18 protein-coding genes are annotated in these 19,859 nt (G+C 38.6%); all 18 read left to right on the plus strand.

Translation table 11 applies throughout. The features are described from left to right. Window positions 1-154 precede the first annotated feature (154 nt). The 18 genes from AC1DYB_RS02680 (at window position 155) to AC1DYB_RS02765 (ending at window position 19,858) form a co-directional block, all read left to right on the plus strand. On the plus strand, window positions 155-547 hold the full coding sequence (locus AC1DYB_RS02680; RefSeq protein WP_477432187.1) for a hypothetical protein: 393 nt from the start codon (window positions 155-157) through the stop codon (window positions 545-547). Next, entirely contained in the window at window positions 544-1,695 is a 1,152-nt protein-coding gene (locus AC1DYB_RS02685; protein WP_295721239.1) for a hypothetical protein, read from the plus strand. Before AC1DYB_RS02680 ends, AC1DYB_RS02685 begins: the two co-directional genes overlap by 4 nt. Before the next feature lie 156 nt (window positions 1,696-1,851). Further along, window positions 1,852-2,349 carry a UpxY family transcription antiterminator gene (locus AC1DYB_RS02690; protein ID WP_295721237.1) on the plus strand — a complete coding sequence of 166 codons (498 nt, stop codon included), beginning with the start codon at window positions 1,852-1,854 and terminating at the stop codon, window positions 2,347-2,349. A gap of 232 nt (window positions 2,350-2,581) precedes the next feature. Beyond that, on the plus strand, window positions 2,582-4,795 hold the full coding sequence (locus AC1DYB_RS02695) for a glycosyltransferase (protein WP_477432190.1): 2,214 nt from the start codon (window positions 2,582-2,584) through the stop codon (window positions 4,793-4,795). Between the two features lie 11 nt (window positions 4,796-4,806). After that, window positions 4,807-5,556: a capsular polysaccharide synthesis protein gene (locus AC1DYB_RS02700; RefSeq protein ID WP_477432192.1), complete on the plus strand. Its 750-nt coding sequence runs from the start codon at window positions 4,807-4,809 to the stop codon at window positions 5,554-5,556. Window positions 5,557-5,566: 10 nt separating this feature from the next. Further along, a complete protein-coding gene (locus AC1DYB_RS02705) occupies window positions 5,567-6,214 on the plus strand; it encodes an FkbM family methyltransferase (RefSeq protein WP_295721231.1) in 648 nt (215 codons plus the stop codon). Window positions 6,215-6,241: 27 nt separating this feature from the next. Further along, on the plus strand, window positions 6,242-6,853 hold the full coding sequence (locus tag AC1DYB_RS02710) for a Pvc16 family protein (protein ID WP_477432195.1): 612 nt from the start codon (window positions 6,242-6,244) through the stop codon (window positions 6,851-6,853). A gap of 19 nt (window positions 6,854-6,872) precedes the next feature. After that, window positions 6,873-7,925, plus strand: a complete 1,053-nt coding sequence (locus tag AC1DYB_RS02715) for a hypothetical protein (protein WP_477432197.1) — start codon at window positions 6,873-6,875, stop codon at window positions 7,923-7,925. 16 nt (window positions 7,926-7,941) lie between these two features. Beyond that, window positions 7,942-9,474 (plus strand): phage tail sheath family protein, encoded by a 1,533-nt coding sequence (locus AC1DYB_RS02720; RefSeq protein ID WP_477392241.1) that lies wholly within the window; start codon window positions 7,942-7,944, stop codon window positions 9,472-9,474. Window positions 9,475-9,521: 47 nt separating this feature from the next. Continuing rightward, window positions 9,522-9,953: a phage tail protein gene (locus AC1DYB_RS02725; RefSeq protein WP_295721222.1), complete on the plus strand. Its 432-nt coding sequence runs from the start codon at window positions 9,522-9,524 to the stop codon at window positions 9,951-9,953. A gap of 15 nt (window positions 9,954-9,968) precedes the next feature. Further along, complete coding sequence (locus AC1DYB_RS02730) at window positions 9,969-10,502, plus strand: phage tail protein (RefSeq protein WP_295721220.1); 534 nt, start codon at window positions 9,969-9,971, stop codon at window positions 10,500-10,502. Between the two features lie 3 nt (window positions 10,503-10,505). Further along, complete coding sequence (locus AC1DYB_RS02735) at window positions 10,506-10,664, plus strand: DUF5908 family protein (protein WP_295721219.1); 159 nt, start codon at window positions 10,506-10,508, stop codon at window positions 10,662-10,664. Continuing rightward, complete coding sequence (locus tag AC1DYB_RS02740; protein ID WP_295721217.1) at window positions 10,664-11,398, plus strand: CIS tube protein; 735 nt, start codon at window positions 10,664-10,666, stop codon at window positions 11,396-11,398. Before AC1DYB_RS02735 ends, AC1DYB_RS02740 begins: the two co-directional genes overlap by 1 nt. Further along, a complete protein-coding gene (vgrG, locus tag AC1DYB_RS02745) occupies window positions 11,391-13,277 on the plus strand; it encodes a type VI secretion system tip protein VgrG (protein ID WP_477432200.1) in 1,887 nt (628 codons plus the stop codon). The genes AC1DYB_RS02740 and vgrG overlap by 8 nt, the downstream gene beginning before the upstream one ends. 3 nt (window positions 13,278-13,280) lie before the next feature. Continuing rightward, on the plus strand, window positions 13,281-13,532 hold the full coding sequence (locus AC1DYB_RS02750) for a hypothetical protein (protein ID WP_295721212.1): 252 nt from the start codon (window positions 13,281-13,283) through the stop codon (window positions 13,530-13,532). Window positions 13,533-13,554: 22 nt separating this feature from the next. Further along, window positions 13,555-13,986, plus strand: coding sequence for a GPW/gp25 family protein (locus AC1DYB_RS02755; RefSeq protein WP_295721211.1), 432 nt, complete (start codon window positions 13,555-13,557; stop codon window positions 13,984-13,986). Beyond that, complete coding sequence (locus AC1DYB_RS02760; RefSeq protein WP_477432202.1) at window positions 13,983-17,156, plus strand: hypothetical protein; 3,174 nt, start codon at window positions 13,983-13,985, stop codon at window positions 17,154-17,156. The genes AC1DYB_RS02755 and AC1DYB_RS02760 overlap by 4 nt, the downstream gene beginning before the upstream one ends. Before the next feature lie 77 nt (window positions 17,157-17,233). After that, on the plus strand, window positions 17,234-19,858 hold the full coding sequence (locus AC1DYB_RS02765; RefSeq protein WP_477432204.1) for a hypothetical protein: 2,625 nt from the start codon (window positions 17,234-17,236) through the stop codon (window positions 19,856-19,858). The last annotated feature ends 1 nt before the right edge of the window (window position 19,859 follow it).

The raw sequence follows: 19,859 nt of genomic DNA on the forward strand, positions 1-19,859 counted from the left end.
AAAACTCTTAAACATCATAGATACATGCAATAGTTATTAATAACTATTTATTAAGTTGTTTTAACTTTATAGATTTATAAATCAAATACTTAAATCTAAATTTCAGTATCAATACATACATTGATACTGACGAGTGTCTACAAAAAAAATAGTTATGGAAACCTATGAAACCGGGAATAATGAGCACCAGATAAGTTTGGCTGTTAATATCTTTACGTTTGGCCTTGCCGCCACCAGTGCAACAATTAAGATTGTTGATCCGCCTACTGTGGGTACCTCCGTTGCTCAATCAGAGGATGCATCTGGGGATATCATTACTCAAGCTATTGGAAAAGCGTCAGATATTCAAAACAAGCGACTTACCATTTTGACCAAAATTGATCTTATTGGGTCATTGGAAGATAGAAAAAACGCATATAATGATATAGATGCAACCTATACTTTAAGCGGTGGATCAGACGGCTTACAAACCTATGTTGATCCGTTAAAAAGTGTAGATGATGATTTTACTACAGTGCTGTTAGCTAAACCAATTGATTTAATATGAAAAAGTTAATATCATTTAGCGCATTCTTGTTATTAGCCTTAATTACAAATGCGCAGGAGGGAGTAAAATTGCAGGATCTTGCCCTTCCCAATTCACCAGGTTTTATCCTTACTGATTTAACTCCCTCATTGGTACAAACGCCAAATACGCCAAGGAAGTTTATTTTAGGATTAGCCCAATCTTTTGATAAGTCATCTTCTGGCTTCCCCGATAATTATTCGGCTGAGTTTGCACCTTACTGGTTTATCAATCCCGATGGAAAGAGTGTTTACGCGGCAGTGGGGCTTAATACTAAAATAGGTGAGGATCAAAAGTTAAAAATAGGTAGTGAAGATATTTTTTCGGGACTAAAGTTTACAAGTTTATCGGTGTCATTTATCCATAAGGATCTTATTCCTGATAATGTGGATGTATCTCAAAAAGTATTTGCATTAGGAATAAAAACTACCTTGATAAAAGTGCCGCAATCCGGGTATGCTCAAAAAATCAATAATTTAATAAGTCAATGGCATGAAGCTGCGCAAAAAGATCTGGAAGACTTTAACAACCAAAAGACATCGGTTAGCACACAATTAGATTTAGATAATTTATTAAAGAACTACATGGAGAAAAAAGGCCATAAAAGTTTGGATCTGGCAAAGCAAATTGGCGATCTATATAAGCAAAAACCCAAATTTGTATGGGATTTTGCCGGGGCTTACGCCACCTATGGTATAGATAATGAACCATGGAAAAGCGGGCGTACAGGTATATGGAGCACACTATCATATTACGCGCAATTGGCCGGCACAAATAACAAACCTTCAAATAATTATGTAAGCCTTAGTTTTTCAGCTCGGTCTTTATGGGATAATTTTGCAAAAGATGAAAATAATAATATTGTAAAAACGAACAATATTGATGTGGGAGGTAAGGTTGGTATCGATCTGGATGATCTTTCATTGGGTGTTGAGTCATTGTACCGGTACATAAATGGCAGGGGAGGCAACGAAAACAGAACTGTTGGTATTGTTACTTATAAAATAACTGAAAATATCATTTTAACAGGCGCGTTCGGAAAAAATTTCGAATCACTGGGCAAGTCGATAGCATTGTTTAGTATAAACTGGGGCTTTGGTTCCGAGAAAATAAATCTGCCGGATAAATGATAAAATAGTTATAAATGGCTATTTCACTTGTTATTAAAGATGCTCAATTTTAACGTATAGTTTAATTATGAAATATAATTTAAAAGCTATCGGGTCATATCTATAACTGATTAAAAGCCTGCAATTTCTTAAAATACATCTATACTTATCATTTTTATGGAAACTGCTTTAAAAAATAACTGGTACATTATTTATACTTTTCCCAATCTCGAAAAAAGAATATATAATGAATTAACCAGGAAAAAGATCAAAGCTTACCTGCCTTTGCAAAAAGTAATAAGGCAGTGGAGCGATCGGAGGAAGGAATTGCAGGTACCTATGTTTCCTAACTATGTTTTTATTAATTCAACCGAAAACGATCGCTTTAAGCTATTAAGTATAGGTGGCATTTTGAAGTTTATTACGTTTGAAGGCAAGCCAGCAACAATGACTGAAGATGAAATTTTAAACATCATGAAATTTGAAAAAGTGGCCTTTGAGCTGGAGCCAAACCTTATTCAGGGAGATGATGTAATGATTGTTGAAGGCCCTTTTACAGGATTGCAGGGAAAACTGTTTTTTAAACGCGGAAAAGAAAGAGTAGGAGTGCATTTAAATTCAATTAACCAATCACTTTCTATTGAGGTTTGTTCATCATGCCTCCGGAAATGTTAATGTAAAATAGTTACTATTGGCTATTGTTCCTGATTTTGAATGCACTTATTTTTATAATATAATAGTTGAGCTATTAGAGTTACACTACCATTGAATCTAAATTAGTACCAGGAATTTTACGCTTTAAACGGATATGTATGTGACAATCCTTAAGCGAAGCTTTATTTTACCGCCAAAATTCAGGTATTCCGCTTAATTACAATAAGAAAAATATTTACTGTCAATCAAAAGTATGGATAAGCTTCCGCTTGTATCATGCATCATGCCTACATATAACCGCAGGCGTTTTATACCACATGCCATCCGGTATTTTCAGCGGCAGGAGCATCAAAATAAGGAATTAATTATCATTGATGACGGAACGGATTGCATTGAAGACCTGGTTTTAAACCAACCTGGTGTAAAATATATTCGCCTTGATCATAAAATAACACTTGGCGAAAAATTAAATATGGCCTGCAGCAAGGCATCCGGCAGTATCATAGCCAACTGGGATGATGACGATTGGTACGCCCCGCATCGTTTAAAATACCAGGTACATGAATTGAATAAAAATAATGCAAAAGTTTGCGGAATAAACAACCTGCTTTATTATGATTTTTTTAATAACCAGGCCTATCAATATAAATACCCTGCAGATCAGCGTAAGTGGCTTTTAGGTAGTTCATTATGCTATTACAGATCGCATTGGGAAATGAACCCGTTTAAAAATATCGACGTAGGCATGGATGGTTTATTTGTATGGGGTACCGCGCCGGAGTATGTTACCGAACTTGAAGACACAACCATGTCTGTTCATATGATACATGATCAAAACATTAGTCCCAAACAAACTTCGGGAGATTGGTGGCATCCTTTTCCTGTAAATGATATTGAACAAATTATGCAGGCTGATTTAAAACACTATCGTGATTATCACATGGCCACAACGAATAAGCCTGTGGTCAGAAGTGCAAATAATGCTCCTGTTCAAAACAATACCCAAAAAGAAAAGAATATTTATGCATGCCTGGTGCATGAAAACCCGGATTGTATAATTGACATGGTTCGTAATTTACATTATAACGATCCTTCATCCATAATTTTAATTTTCAACGGGGGAACCGACTTTGAGCTCAGCGCCACACTGTTTCCTTTTGAGCAATTTGGTGCTGTTATATGCCCGGTTAATTACCCGGTAAAGCACGGTTACCTGCATCCTTTTGCACTTGAGTGTATGGAATTTGCGCTTGACAATTTTTCATTTAGTACATTAACAATTGTTGATTCTGATCAATTAAGTGTTCAGCCTGGATACTCATCATTTATATCCAATTTTCTTTCTGATAAAAGTAACGTTGGGCTATTATCAAGCCGGCCAGAACGCATTACTGCGGAAAACAAGGATGTATGGACATCTATTAAAGCATTTGAAGAATATGATTTGTGGAAGCCTTTGTTAAAAACCTTTCCCGATGGGGAGGATAAGTTTGTACACTGGTCTTTTTGGCCTTCTACAGTGTTCACTTATGATGCTGTTAAAGATTTGGTTAAACAATTTAAAAAAAATATTCTGCTCAAGGGAATCATGCAGCACACTGGGATATGGGCGACCGAAGAAATTATTTTACCTACAATGGTGAGTTTGCTTGGTTATGATATTTTACTGAACCCGTGCTGTAATACTTTCAACAACTATCAAAAATCCTACTCAACATTTGATCTGGATTGTGCAATAAATGATCCTCACGCTTTTTGGATACATCCGGTGGCCCGGGAGTACGATAATGAGATCAGGAATCGTACACGTTTACATCTCAATAATTATATCCCAGCCAAGAAAAATACGGTGCAGAAAGCTATTGATCAGTCATTGTTTTTTCCGTTGCAGGTAATATCCGAAACAAAAAAAATTGAGGGATGGCTAAGCGATGCCGAGTCTGAATTATTGATGGCTTTCGCGTTAAAGGCGTGTATTAAATTCCCTGACGCCCATGTGGTTGAAGTTGGTAGTTTTCATGGTAAAGCAACCATATTGCTTGGTAAAATTGCCAAATCCATATCAAATGAAATTAAGGTATACGCAGTTGATCAGCACGACGGAAAGTTGGGCGCTTTGGGCTCAAATTTGTGTGTTTTTGAACCATCTCTTGAAAGCTTCAACCTTAATATTGAAAATGCCGATCTATTAGATACCGTGATTTCATGTGTGTGTAAATCAATTGATGTTAAATGGGATAGTGCAATTTCGCTTTTATTTATAGATGGTTTACATGATTATATCAGTATCAATGATGATTTTCAGCACTTTTCATCCTTTGTGGAAGTTTACGGATATGTAGCTTTTCATGATTATGCAGATTATTATCCCGATGTGCAGGCGTACGTAAATCAACTGCTTACAAGTGGAAATTACCGGCAGGTTCACCAGGCAGATTCCCTTATCGTTATTCAAAAAATAAGCTAAATACTTTAATCGTGACTAACCAGGAATCAACAGATTTACCGGTATGGCTTTATTGGGAAGGAGATCTTCCTGATTGGATCAGCGAATGCCAAAAAACAGTATTCGCGCACGCCTCTGACGTTCGATTGCTGACATCTGAAAGCTTTGAAGAAATGCGCATTGCCGATCTCGATATCCGTCTTGAAAATCTTTGTGTTGCACACCGGGCCGATTTTATCCGGGCGTTTTTACTTGCCAAACATGGTGGTTTATGGATTGATTCGGATTGTTTGGTTGCCAAGTCTCTTAAGCCTTTAACAGATACTTTAAATAGTTATGAGTTTTTGGGGTATAGGGAACGTTCGGGCGAGGTTACCAACAACCTGATGGGTGCATCCAGGAACAGCACTATCGCCCAAAACTATTATAATCGTGTTTGCGATATTTTGAGGGATGGCCAACCTATTGAGTGGCTTACCTTAGGGTCAAAAGCATTAACATCTACACTTAATGAAAGTAATGTTCCCTGGTGCGAATTAACTGTAGAGCAAATTCAACCGGTGTGCTGGAGTAAACCCGAAGAGTTTTTTACCAAAAGGACAGATGAGGAACATCGGAAGTTTGTTAATCACGATTCTTACTGCTATATGATTTCTGCTAATATGGTAAGGAAACATGTTTCTGAAAACCCCGAAGATGATATTTTAGATAAGGACACATTTTTCAGCTACCTGGTGAGAATGTTTTTACCGGTTGAAGAGAATTTTTTGACAATTGCTTAAGTCTGGTACAATGAATGATGTTTTGGAAATAGCCTACCGTAAAGATACCGATGATGACCGTTGGGTAATTCCAGAGGTTATTGATCAGGATATGTATTGTGTAAAAAGCCTGTTAACTAATATTCAGCCAGCCGGGCCCAGTTATATTATTGATTGCGGTGCACATATTGGCGCTTTCTCCATTATGTGTGCACAGCATCTTTCAAATATCGAGGTGATTTCATTTGAACCCAACCCCGATAGTTTCATGTATTTGAGCCAGAATGCAGATCGGTTTGGTAAGATACAGGCGTTAAACAAGGCTGTTTCCATAAACGATGGAACATTAAACCTTTATGCTCCTGATCAAAGCGATTGGAGTGGAAGGTGGACAACATTGCCCAATTCAAATGAATTTTTAACGGTTGAATCTGTTGGGCTATTTTCTTTTATCAACAAACTGGATAAAGAGGTATTTATACTGAAACTTGATGTGGAAGGATATGAGGAGGCCCTGATAGATGAATTAAAAGATGGGGACCTGAAAAATATACAAGTTATCATAGTTGAAACCCACACAGATCATTTTGATCATCAGAAACTTATAAACCACGGTTATAGTCTTCTGTTTAACCCCGGCATATCATCTGCGCGGCAATTTGTTTACTCCCGGAATTGAGAGCAGGGTGCACATTTAATTAAAGATATGTTACGAACCACATTTGAATTTTTGTCGGATGAACTTAACGCTTACATCAAGCGGAAAGATTCAACAAACTTTGGTAATGAGGATGTAGTTGTGGTTTCATCATTGATGAATCCCGATGGCACATTTGCGGTTTCAACCGAAGGTAGTGACGTATCAAAAGTAATCCTGACACTTATTAACCTGGAAGAAGACCGGATAGCTGATTCACAATATAATTATCAAAAAGTTAATGACCGCATCCAGGTTATCAATCCACCTGTAAATATTAATGCTTTTGTTCTTTTCTCGGTATTTGCCAATAATTACTCTACTGCGTTGAGGTTGTTATCATATGTGATGGCATTTTTTCAGGGTCGCCAGGTTTTCGATAGTGATCAGTATCCTCAAATAAATGCCAAGGTAGATGCCGATAAACCCTGGCAAAAGGTGGGGAGGTTACTTGTAACGTTTCACTCCACAACTTTTGAACAGCAAAATAATCTTTGGGCGGCATTGGGCGCAAAATATATGCCTAATGTGATCTATAAAATAAGAACCATAAGCTTTGTTGATTCCGAACCTAAAATGGAAACACCTCCAATTACCGAGATTACAATTTCTGATAATTAAGCATGTAGTTTATATAGTAATGATAAAAATTAAATATAAAGCGCTTTTTACTTTGGAATTTGCCCATACATTCTATAAATCGGGTAAAAGTCCTGATATCATTATGCAGCCATCGGCCAGGTGTTCAACACTTATAGCATCATTGGGGCTTCACTTTTTACCAACTGCATTCGGCGGGAAATTATTTGCCAAGGTGGATGTTGTTGCAGGTAATGATATTATTAAAAACCCCTTGCCCGATGGCACAAAATTTACTTTTTTACTGAAGCTAAGAAATAATTTATTTGAAAATATTACCAATATAAATTTAATCAAACCGCCCTCAAGCCACTACTATTTTAACAATAGGGGTAACAACATGTCGGCTGATAATTTGCCGCTGCTTGTGGCCAATACCGGGAGTAAAATAGTATCAGATGCTGATCTGCTTCCTTTTGCAAGCGGCAGTTTTTCTTCGGTTCAAAACAGTACTGCCAGTACGCAAAGCGGCCAGTTAAATTTTATTGATAGTAATGAGCAATTGCTGCAGGATTTAAACAATTCAAATAATTTATTTAACTATTCTTTTGATCTCAATAAAGCATCGGGTGGAAGAGCCAGTTTTTTAGTTGATGGTACAGAAAAGGCTTCTTTTTATTCGCTTGACCCTGCTGATATGTCTGATGTATTTGGGGTGGTTGAAATATTTTTCAAAACTGATTTAAATGGCAATTACCAGTTTCAGGGTGCCGATAATTCCATCACCACAGTAAATTATAAAATTCCGTTTGTTAACCGCGCAACCAAATGGCGCTATATCATTACCCGGAAATTTAACCCGGCAATTACATCGGTAAGTGTGGCCAAAACAAATGGTTCACCAATAAATTTTAGTTTACTTGGCGGTTCTCCTGATGGGACGTTTATTGTTACTTCAAACAATGCGCTTCCATTATCAGAAGAGCCTGTAGCCGGCATCAAGCTAAGCGATAATACAAATAAAGTGCTTATTGCCAACTTGCCAAATCCTCCCTTAAATCTCATAAAAACAGAAGGAGCAGATACCTTCTCAGATATTTTAATCACCATTTAATTAAAAAAATACCGCCATGGCAGATGTATTTAAAACTCCCGGGGTTTACATTAAGGAAATCCCAACGTTTCCACCTTCGGTGGCAGAAGTTGAAACCGCAATTCCTGCATTCATCGGATACACCGAAAAATCCAGTTTCAATGGCAATGATTTTGGGAAACAGCCGCAGCGAATAGGTTCGTTGTTAGAGTATGAACAGTTATTTGGGCTTGCTCAAAAAGAAACGGCAATAACGGTAACCATAACAGATACAAGTGATGTAAATACTGTTACCAGAACAATTAACGCGGCAATTAACCCTGTCACAAGTTCTAAGTACAAGATGTATTATGCCCTTCAAATGTATTTTGCAAATGGTGGTGGCCCTTGCTACATTGTTTCGGCAGATAAGTATAATGCGGGAGGTGTTAACGCCACCAAATTAACTGATGGCCTTACAGAGATTGCAAAGGTTGATGAGCCTACACTATTACTATTTCCTGATGGTCCTTCACTGCCATCTGTTAACTACTATGCAGTTATAAACAGCGCATTAAATCAATGTTTTATATTGCAGGATAGGTTTACCATTATAGATGTTAAACAGTTAACCGGTACTATAAATGATATCAACTCATCGGCAGATGATTTCAGAAACACGGCTACTTTAGGCAGTAACCTTGATTTAATGAAGTATGGTGCGGCTTATTTCCCTTACCTGCAAACTATACTCAGCTACAGGTATGATGATGTTGATGTAAACATTATTTACAAGGTAAACGGTGTTGAGGCAACAGATATTGGCACTGGTAAAATAAGCCTGGCCTCTATTTTAAATCCGCCGGTAACTTTAAAGGCTGCGGTACGTACCGGGCTTAACCTGCAGAAACCTACACCTACAGTACCAACATCACCGCCGGCAGCGCCGCAAGTAGCCGGTAACTCTGAATTATACAACCAGATTAAATTACAATTACAAAATTTAAATATTTTAATGCCCCCTTCATCGGCAGTTGCAGGAGCTTATGCTTCGGTTGATAGTTCAAGAGGCGTATGGAAGGCCCCGGCCAATGTTACATTAGCCTACGTAAATTCGGCATCACTTCAAATTTCTGCAAGTGATCAGATGTCGTTGAATGTTGATCCTACTTCGGGCAAATCTATAAATGCCATAAGGTATTTTACAGGGAAAGGAGTAATGATCTGGGGAGCACGTACGCTGGCCGGAAATGATAACGAATGGCGGTATGTACCAGTTCGCCGGTTCTTCATCTTTGCAGAAGAATCTATTAAAAAAGGTTCAGAATGGGTTGTTTTTGAACCTAATGACGCCAATACCTGGGTTAGGGTTAGGGCAATGATTGAAAACTTCCTGATAAAGCAATGGAGGGCAGGGGCGCTTGCCGGATCTAAACCAGAGCAGGCATTTTTTGTAAGGGTAGGACTTGGCCAAACCATGACGGCTCTTGATATTTTGGAAGGACGAATGAATATTGAAATTGGTATGGCTGTAGTACGTCCTGCCGAATTTATTATCCTGAAATTCTCTCATAAACTTCAGGAATCTTAATTAACCAAAGGCTATCAAAACCTAAATAATATATAAAAACAAAAAACATGGCAAATTATCCATTACCAAAGTTTCACTTCAGAGTAGAGTGGGGCGGGTCAAACATAGGCTTCTCTGAAGTAAGCGGGTTGAATATCGAAAATAAATTGATTGAATACCGCGACGGAGCCTCGCCGGAATATAGCAAAATTAAAATGCCGGGTATGCGTGAGTTTAGCAATATTACTTTTAAAAGAGGGGTATTTGCACACGATAATGATTTTTTCAAGTGGTTAAATACCATTTCATTAAATACCGTTGAAAGGAGGGATATTACTTTGACCCTATTAAATGAAACGCATGACCCGGTTGTTGTTTGGAAAATTAAAAATGCATTCCCGGTAAAAATTCAGAGTACCGATTTAAAGGCAGACGGAAGCGAAGTAGCTATTGAACAGCTTGACGTTGCACATGAGGGTTTGGTTATACAAAACGATTAAACTAATTCTGTAATCATGAGCCTGATTAGCGGTATTGTAGATGGTCTGATCTATCCACCTCCGGGATTTCATTTCCTGGTGGTTATTGAAATGTTTCCGCAAACTCCGCAGGATATCCGGTTTCAGAGTGTAAGCGGGTTAAGCGTCAATATACCAACAGAAACTGTCGCCGAAGGTGGCGAAAATCGATTTAAACACCAGTTTCCAGGCGTACCTCAATTCAATAAACTGGTTTTAAAAAGAGGGTTGTTTCTGGGGTCGTTTGTTAGTCATTGGGCTCGCAACAGTATCGAAAACTTTGAATTCGATCCAAAAAATGTGCTGATAAGTTTGTTAAATGACAGCCATATCCCACTCAATGTATGGCATGTTTTTAATGCTTATCCTACAAAGATTGATATCTCTGAATTTAATGCCGAGCAGAATACCCTGGTAGTTGAAACGCTTGAACTTACTTATCAATATTTTAAACCAATGGGCCTCGATGATCTTGTTGCTGGTGCTGTAGGGGCAGTTGCGGGCGCAGTGTCAGGTTCTGTAAGCTTTTAAATTATGTCAGTTATAATTACGGAGATAGAAATATCTGTAGCTGTTGTTGATAGCAATTCAACAAACGGTGCCGGCTCTGCTGATGGCTCTTTAAAGCAGGAGATCATTAAAGAATGTATTGAGCAGATTATGGAAATTCTTGACAAAAAAAATGAACGCTGATGGTAAACATACTTAGTAGTTTATTGCCCGGTAAAGAAGCTCAAAAGCTTAAAATTGAATCGTGGACCGATATTAAAAGAAATGGCCCTGCCGAAAAAACATTTACTTCTTTTATTAATCCGGATGAGTTTACACTTAATTATACGGTTATAACCGAGAGCAACAATGCAGCTGGTGCCAACGGAAGTGCTGGTGGGTTTCTTGGTACCAGGCCCTTAGAAGTAGCATTAAAGTTTTTTCTCGATGGCACAAATGCCAATGGCGTTAAATTAGATGTTCCATCAAAAATTAAGGAGTTTTATGAGGCAGTTGGTTATGATGGTAAAAAACACCGTACCTGTTTCCTCAGAATAACGTGGGGACATCTTACATGGTTACGAACCAATCAATATGAATTTGATTGCGAGCTTAAAACCACCTCCATTCAATATAAAATGTTTAAAAACGATGGCACGCCACTTCGTGCTATCATTAATGCAACATTTGCAGAAAAGCTTCAGGCTGCGGTAAGACAGGCTGAAGAAAGAAACTCCTCGCCAGACCTAACACACGTTCGTATAGTTAAAGAAGGTGATACATTACCAGCTATGGTAAATAAAATTTATGGCGATTTTAAATATTATCTTGAGGTTGCCAGGATAAATAATCTTAAAAACTTCAGAGATCTGCAACCCGGACAAAAATTAGTTTTTCCGCCTTTTGATAAAAATACAAAGCCAACTGATAATGTCTGAAGAAAGAGTTATTCCTGCGATTAATACGGTAGCCGAATTTAAAATATTAATCAACGGTACTGAAATTCCCAGGGAAGTGGCGAAGCTTTCGGTTAACGTTATGAAGATGGTAAATAAAGTTTCATCTGCAACAATTGTGATCCAGGACGGTGAGGCTTCAAGTGGTGAATTTCCATTAACCGATGGGGATCTGTTTACTCCGGGCAACGAGGTGGAAATAACAGCCGGTGATCCTGATAATAGCGTTAGCATATTTAAGGGTATTATCATTAAGCAATCCATCAAGATAAGAGAGTCGGTATCGCCAAATCTGGTAATTGAATGTAAACACAAAGCGGTAAAAACCACCATCGGTCGTAAAAATGCTTATTTCCATGACCTCACCGATGCCGATATTATCAGCCAGATTTTAGAAAGCGATGGCTTTGCATCTTCAGATTTGGACATTGGATCAACAGATGTTACTTATAAAGAAATGGTTCAGTACAACAGCACCGATTGGGACTTTATATTGAGCAGAGCAGAAGCTACCGGGAATGTTATACTCACAAACGACGATAAAATAGTTACTAAAAAGCCTACCGTTTCTGGGGATGCCACACTGTCATTACTGCATGGAGCAACCGTTATGGAGCTTGATGCTGAAATGGATAGCAGAAATCAATTTGCCGCGGTAAAAAGTGTTTCATGGGATATGGCTAACCAGGCAAATGCCGAATCGACAGCTAATGACCCTGCTGATCTGGAAGAAGAAGGAACCCTTTCGGTTAATGACCTGGCGGGAGTTGCTAGTCCGGAAGATTTTGTTTTAAATCATTCTGGTTCAATCACCTCAGAAGAGCGCCAGGCCTGGGCCGATGCGCAATTATTAAAATCGCGCCTATCCAAAATACGTGGCAGGGTTAAATTTGATGGTATCGCTACTATAAACCCGGGCGACGTTATTGAACTGAACGGCCTTGGTGATACATTTAATGGAAAAGCTTTTGTCAGTGGCGTGCGGCAGGATTTCTCCGCTGTTTCAGGGTGGAAAACTAATGCCCAGTTTGGCCATACGCCTGATTGGTTTATTGATGAAAATAGTGTAACAGCACCCAAGGCCGGTGGTTTATTGCCGGGTGTTATTGGTTTACATACCGGCATTGTAACAGACAATGAAGATCCTGACGGAGAGCAAAGGGTAAGGGTAAAAATGCCATACGTAAATGCTGATGACGACGGTGTATGGGCAAGAATAGCGCTTACAGATGCCGGTAACGAACGCGGGATGTTTTTTAGGCCGGAGGTTGGTGATGAAGTGCTTTTAGGCTTTTTATATGATGACCCACGCCAACCGGTAATTTTAGGCATGTTGCACAGCTCCAATAAAGTGCCGCCGATAAGTCCTACCAATGATAATTTTAAGAAGGGATATACTTCCAGGGAAAAGTTGAAACTTACTTTTGATGATGAAATAAAAGAAGTTGTTATTGAAACCCCGGGAGTAAACAAAGTACTCATCAGCGATGACAAACAGGGAATACGACTGGAAGACCAGAATGGTCATGTCATAACAACCGAGCCATCCACCATAACCATTAAAGATTCAAACAGTAATCAGATAGTTATTGATGTAAACGGCGGAATTATTACAGTAAAGGGGAATACTAAAGTGATAGTTGACGCGCCACAAATAGAATTGGTTGACGGTGCATCGCATCCGCTGGTTTTTGGGGATGAATTGCTAAGTTATCTAAACCAGATAGTTAATATATATCAAACACATATGCACCCCGGCGAGCTTGCTTTAGGGGCATTACCGGTAACTCCAGCTCCTCCTGTTCCGCCTATGCCTCCACCAACTCCATCCTTATTATCGGTTAAAGTAAAAACAGGTTAAAATATGGCGCTCAAAGCAGGCACACCATCAGATTTTTCGGGCAGTATGGCCGAGGCTATACAAACCGCGTTTACCAACCACTACCAGGAAGTAATGGGAAGTGCGGCTCCGCCGCCAAGTAAACAGATGCAACTCTTATTTGTAGCCGTGGCCGAAGGGGTGATCAATCACCTTAAAGCACATCCCGAAGCTTTTAAAGTTAAAACAACTTTCAACGATGGAACGCCTTACGATGGTGTAGTTGAAATTTCCTGATCCGCAATAAAATCTCTTATAAATGGACAAGCTTACCAATGTTTCTGAAAAGTCTTTTTTGGGTAGGGGATGGAGTTTTCCGCCAACTTTTTCAAAAATAGCGAGCCAGGTTTTAATGACCGCCGATGAGGAGGATATTAACAAAAGCCTGGAAATACTGCTTTCAACCACTATTGGCGAACGTTTTCTCCAGCCTTTATATGGCTGCAACCTGGAAGATTATGTATTTGAAGCAATGAATGCTACAACAGAAACAGCTATTAAAGTAACTGTTAAAAACGCGGTACTGATTTATGAACCCAGAATAAAATTATTAACTATCGAGCTACTGGATGATTTTTTAACAGAAGGAAGAATTGATATACTGGTTGACTATGAAGTGATCAGTACAAACACCCGGTTCAACCTGGTATATCCGTTTTATTTAAACGAGGCTAATAACAAATCGGCATGAGCACTAAAGCTATTGACTACAAAATAATTCTTAAACGCGATGGGCAAACTCAGCAACAGCGAATGCCGCAGTTGCTTGATCCGGCCCTGGTTCCGGTTGATCAGCGTAGTAAGGAAGATTTGTATAAATACGTTCAAAAAATAGCATCACTGATCAAGTTTTACGATCTGAATCCTGCTACCCAAAAGTTGATTGAAAATGGCGCCTGGAATAACTTTTTTGATAAAAGTATTGACGAATTGAATGCCCTTGCGGCAAACGCTTCCCTGCCACCTCACATTGCTTTGCTGGATTGCTTTTTTGAACTGATGGATCAACCCAAGGCGCTGATGAATACGCTTACTAAGCGCCATCTTGATTTTTATTACCAGCAAGTTTTAATGCTGGGTAAAAAGGCGCCCGTGCCGGATAATGCGCATGTTATTTTTGAGCTTAAGAAAAATACAGAAGATACTTTGCTTACAGCCGGTACGGCCTTACTTGCAGGCAAGGATGCTACTAAGAAAGATCTTAACTACGTACTTACGCATGATATTGTAGTTAATCAATCAAAAGTTGCCCAGTTAAAGTCGCTATATGTAAACCCGGTTAATAAAAACTATTTGCATTATGCGCCAATAGCCAATTCAAAAGATGGCCTGGGCGCGGTTTTGGATCCCACAAACCCTAAATGGAATGGATTTGGAAATTCCAGTCTTCCCCTGGCTCAGGTTGGTTTTTGCCTGGCCAGCGATATTTTGATGATGAAAGAGGGGAATCGTAATGTAACGGTTAACTTAACGGTAAGAAACCTAGATGTTGCCGCCAAAAATGCGGTGTTAACAGCTAATCTTTTTAAAATAAGTATCACAGGCGAAAAAGGGTGGATTGGTCCCAAGCTTTCATCAGCTACCATCACTTCGGCAGATAATCAAGTGTTCAATGTTCAATTCACCTTTAATATAACTAAAGATGAACCCGCGGTAATTGCCTATAATAAAGCAAGCCACGGCAGCGACTTTGATACCACTCATCCTATACTACAGGTTCTTGTTAATACAGATAAATATGATTTCGGATATCGGAATTTGATTAATGCCGAACTCATTGATTCAACAATTGAAGTTAATGTAACCGGTATTTCTTCGCTCAGCCTGGAAAATGATTTTGGAACGTTAAATGCCAAGAAGCCTTTTACTCCATTTGGGCCGTTATCTGATAAAAACTCAAACTTTTATATCGGTCACCAGGAAACGTTTTCAAAACGATTAAAAGAGTTTTCGCTTGATGTGGATTGGAAAAATATCCCGGATTCAGACCTGGCATCATATTATATTAATTATAACCAATCAAATAATGGCAATGGCGATTTTAATGCAGTAGCAGCTTTTAAAGATGGTTTTACCTGGCAGGAGCAACATAAATCTGTCCAGCTTTTCAACACTGCCAATGCGCAGGCTGCTACAACCTGGAAGTTTTCAAACCCTGCATTCCCGGTTTTATTTCCGCTATACATCCTGCCACAATTTGTTACGCCATATTATATAAATCCCGGTCATTCAATACTGCAAACAGTAACAAGCAAAATGTCATACCTGCTACCCGGGTTTTCAAACCTGCAGGCTAAAACCAATTTTGTAAAAGCAAAAGCATCTTTAACACTGCAGTTATATAAACCAGTTCTTCAGTTGCTTTTTGATGTTTATAGAGATATCAGGAAAGGGCAGGTACAACTTCGTTTAGATCATAGTTTCCTGTTTAAAGATTATCGTGAAAAATATACGGCAGAAATTTTAAGATTTAGCAGGGATGGCGGAACATTGAAACTTCCATCAGAACCTTTTGCCCCCGAAATACAATCCATAACCTTAAATTATACAGCTACAACGGCTAAAATTAATTTTAGCGGAACTACGCTGAATGATTATATAAATGAAGAGATCGAATTTTTTCAATACGGAGCATTCGGGCAAATGCGCGAACATGCTTATACCCGTAGCAAGCACGATTTTTTGAACAATACGCTGGTAAAACTGGTGCCGGAGTATATTGATGAGGGATCATTACAGATAGGTTTAAGCGGCCTTTATGCCGAAGATTCTGTATGCATGCTTTTCCAGGCGGCAGAAGGTAGCGCCAACCCGGATAAACCTAAAATTGATATAACATGGAGTGTGCTTTGTGATAATTATTGGAAAACCTTAAGCAACGAAGATTTTATTTTTGATACAACCAACGGTTTGTTAACAAGTGGTGTAATAAAGATAGTTGTCCCTCCCGAAGCAACCACATCCAACACTATTTTGGCAAACGGATTATTGTGGTTTAAAGCGGCTATAAAAAATGACAGCGATGGTGTTTGTAATCTGCTTGATATACAATCAAATGCCGCCATTTCATCTTTTAACAACCAGGATAATGATCCTCAGCATTTAGTAAATGCCATGCCGCCTAATACCATAACAAAACTTAAAAATGATAACGGCAACATTAAAAAAGTAACACAGCCATACTCATCTTTTGGGGGGCATTTAATAGAGGACGACCAGGCTTATTATATCAGGGTAAGTGAACGGTTAAGGCACAAGGAAAGAAGCGTTGCTATATGGGATTATGAGCGGATGATCTTAAATCATTTCCCTACGGTACATAAAGTTAAATGCATTAATCATGCTACACCAACTTCTTTTTATGCGCCCGGCAATATCCTGATGATTGTAGTTCCCGATTTAACAAATCGTAACGCTGTTGATCCTTTTAAACCAAAGGTTGATAAAAATACCCTCGATCAGATTAACACATTTCTTACTCAACATTCATCAGCCTGGGCACAATTCCAGGTCATGAATCCTTTATATGAAGCCGTAAAGGTATCGGTAAAGGTTAAATTAAAAAGAGGATACGAGTTTAATTATTACGAAAAAATAATCGATCAAAAGCTACAGGGTTTTTTATCACCGTGGATAATATCAGACGGGGGGAACGACCTTCATTTTGGCGGTAAGGTTACCAAATCGATGATCATTAAATTTTTAGAAGACCTGGAATATATAGACTATCTGACCGATTTTTCGTTATATAAGTATTCGCCTAATAGGCAGATTTTTGGCCGTAATATTGAAGTTGCCGAGGCATCAAGCCCTGCATCTATACTGGTATCGGCTATGCATCATGATATCATCAATGATTGATACTGCATGTGGTACCTATTTTTTAACTATTAGATGAGCTGTAGCTTATTCATTTTAAACTGACAACAAGATAACCCATGAGTGATGCACTAACTATTTCACCGCAAAAACCTCAAAACAGCGCTTTTGATTTTGAAGAATTAAGAAAGGTTGGAGTTGGCCATATTGAAAAAACTGCATCCGCTCTCTGGACGGATTATAACGTACACGATCCGGGTATTACTACGCTTGAATTGCTTTGCTATGTAATTACCGATTTAAGTTACAGAACAAATAATACCATTCCCGATTTATTGGCCACACCTACCGATACCAAGGCCAATATCCTTAAACATTTCTTTTCGGCAGGCCAGATATTCCCTAACAAACCGGTAACTATAAATGATTATCGCAAACTGCTAATTGATATTGTAGGCGTAAAAAATGCATGGTTGCAAAAAAGAACCATTCCTATTTTTGCCGATATCAGCCTGAAAAAGCTACAATTTACTCAACCTTTGAGTTTGAAATGGGAACCGGTAAATGTGCAGGGTTTTTATGATGTGCTTATTGAGTTTGATACTAACGTAGCCGAAACACTTAAACAAGGGATTAAAGATAACGTTAGAAAGGTGCTGATGCAAAACCGCAACCTTTGCGAAGATTTTTTATACATAAGCGAAGTCGCCCGGCAAGAATTTAGAATTTGTACTGAATTGGAACTAAAGCCCGGTGCGGACCCTTTTGATGCCGTTGCTCAACTTTTTTTTAATATTCAATTATACTTAACACCACTAATAAAATTTTACTGGCTTAAAGATCTGTTGGCGCAGGGGTACACTTCTGATGTGATTTTTGAAGGGCCCATGCTTATTCACGGTTTTATTAAAGAAGATGAACTAATAAACGCCGGCCTGAAAACAGAAATTCATTTATCTGATATCATGCAGCAAATATTGAATGTTGATGGCATAATTAATATTCTTGATATCATTTTTAATCCCTTGGATCAGGCTACCGAATTGCCAAATAAATGGATAATTCCGGTAGCTGCCGGAAAACAACCTTTAATCAATATTCTTGATTCCAATATTTTGATCTATAAAAACGGAATCCCGTTGCGGCCGGATATGAATATCATTAAAAGCAGGTTTGATAAGTTGATGAGCGACTTCATAGTTGGCAATGACAAAGTATTAACTGAAGATATTACATTTGATACAGGCAGCTTTATAGATACAGGCAATTACTATTCTTTTCAAAATCATCTGCCCAAAAACTACGGAATAAGCCATTGGGGCTTGCCCGGCGATGCTACAGATGAACGAAAAGTGCAAGCAAAACAATTGCAGGGGTATTTATACTTTTTTGATCAGCAATTGGCCAACTATGCTTCGCAGCTTTCACATTTGCCTAACTTGTTTTCGGTAAACCAGGAATCAAGTACCTATTTTACACAAGTAGTAAAAAGCTTTAAAGATGCCGATACATTATTTGTAAACAAAAATACAGTAAGTTCAAATGTTCAATCGGCTGCCGAGGACAAGCCTACTTATTATAAACGGAGAAATTTATTTTTGGATCATTTGCTTTCGCGGTTTGCCGAATCGTTTTTTGATTATGTGAACGTGCTTTATTCCGGCTTTACCTCAAATCCTAAGGATGTTATAAGTCCGGCAGTTGTAAATCCGGATGATATTATTCAGGATAAAATTGATTTTCTTAAAAATTACCCCGAATACAGTTCTAAACGGTTTGGCGGATACAATTACACCGATGGTAGTAAAATATGGGATACGGATAACATAAGCGGCCTGGAGAAACGATTAGAACGTTTATTGGGTTTTGATAATATTACCAGGCGCAACCTTGTGAATTTATTTACGCTTATTCAGCATGGCTTAAATGCTGCTAATAAAGATGAATACTGGTTTCGGATTATGGATTACCGTACCGGCAAAATTCTATTGGAGGGGGCTCAAAAATATCCCGGACAGGAGGAAGCCGCATTTGATCTTGATGATGCACTTACTTTACTTTATACTCCTTCGGCTTTAAAAATTATTACAAATGCCGATGGCACTTTTTCATACCAGGTTTTAAATGCTGCTAAAATCATTGGCACCAGCGTTATAAAATATGCATCTGCGAATGCTGCAAGTGTTGATACTATAAAGCTGGTTTCGTTGGTAACAAAGACCAGGGCAGAAGAAGGTATGTTTTTAATTGAAAACACGTTGCTTTTACCGAGTCAGGATGATCAGCCGCCCGCAAGTCCGCCATTATCACCACCTGCAGCATCTTATAATGGCTTTTTGCCAATTTGTGTTGATGATAACTGTAAAGACTGTGATGACAAAGATCCCTATTCATTCCGCATCGGTGTTGTTTTACCGGCTTATGCACCACGTTTTCTTAATCTTGGTTTCAGGCAATTTAGCGAACAAACTATCCGGATGGAAGCTCCGGCCCACGCTTTTGTAAAAATATGCTGGGTTAGCAACGAACAGTTGGTGGAGTTTCAGGATGCTTATAAAGACTGGCTCCGGGTAAAGGCGGGGCAATCTGTTGATGTTGGTAACGTTAAATTAAATAGGTTCATAGCAATTTACACAGCGCTAAAAACAGTATACCCTGTTGCACGCCTTGAGGACTGCAAAAGCACCGAAGAGCGTACACTTTTTTTATTGAATCAAAACGCATTGGGAACACTTAAAACATAAA

This window comes from Mucilaginibacter sp. P2_A4, from assembly GCF_056405015.1.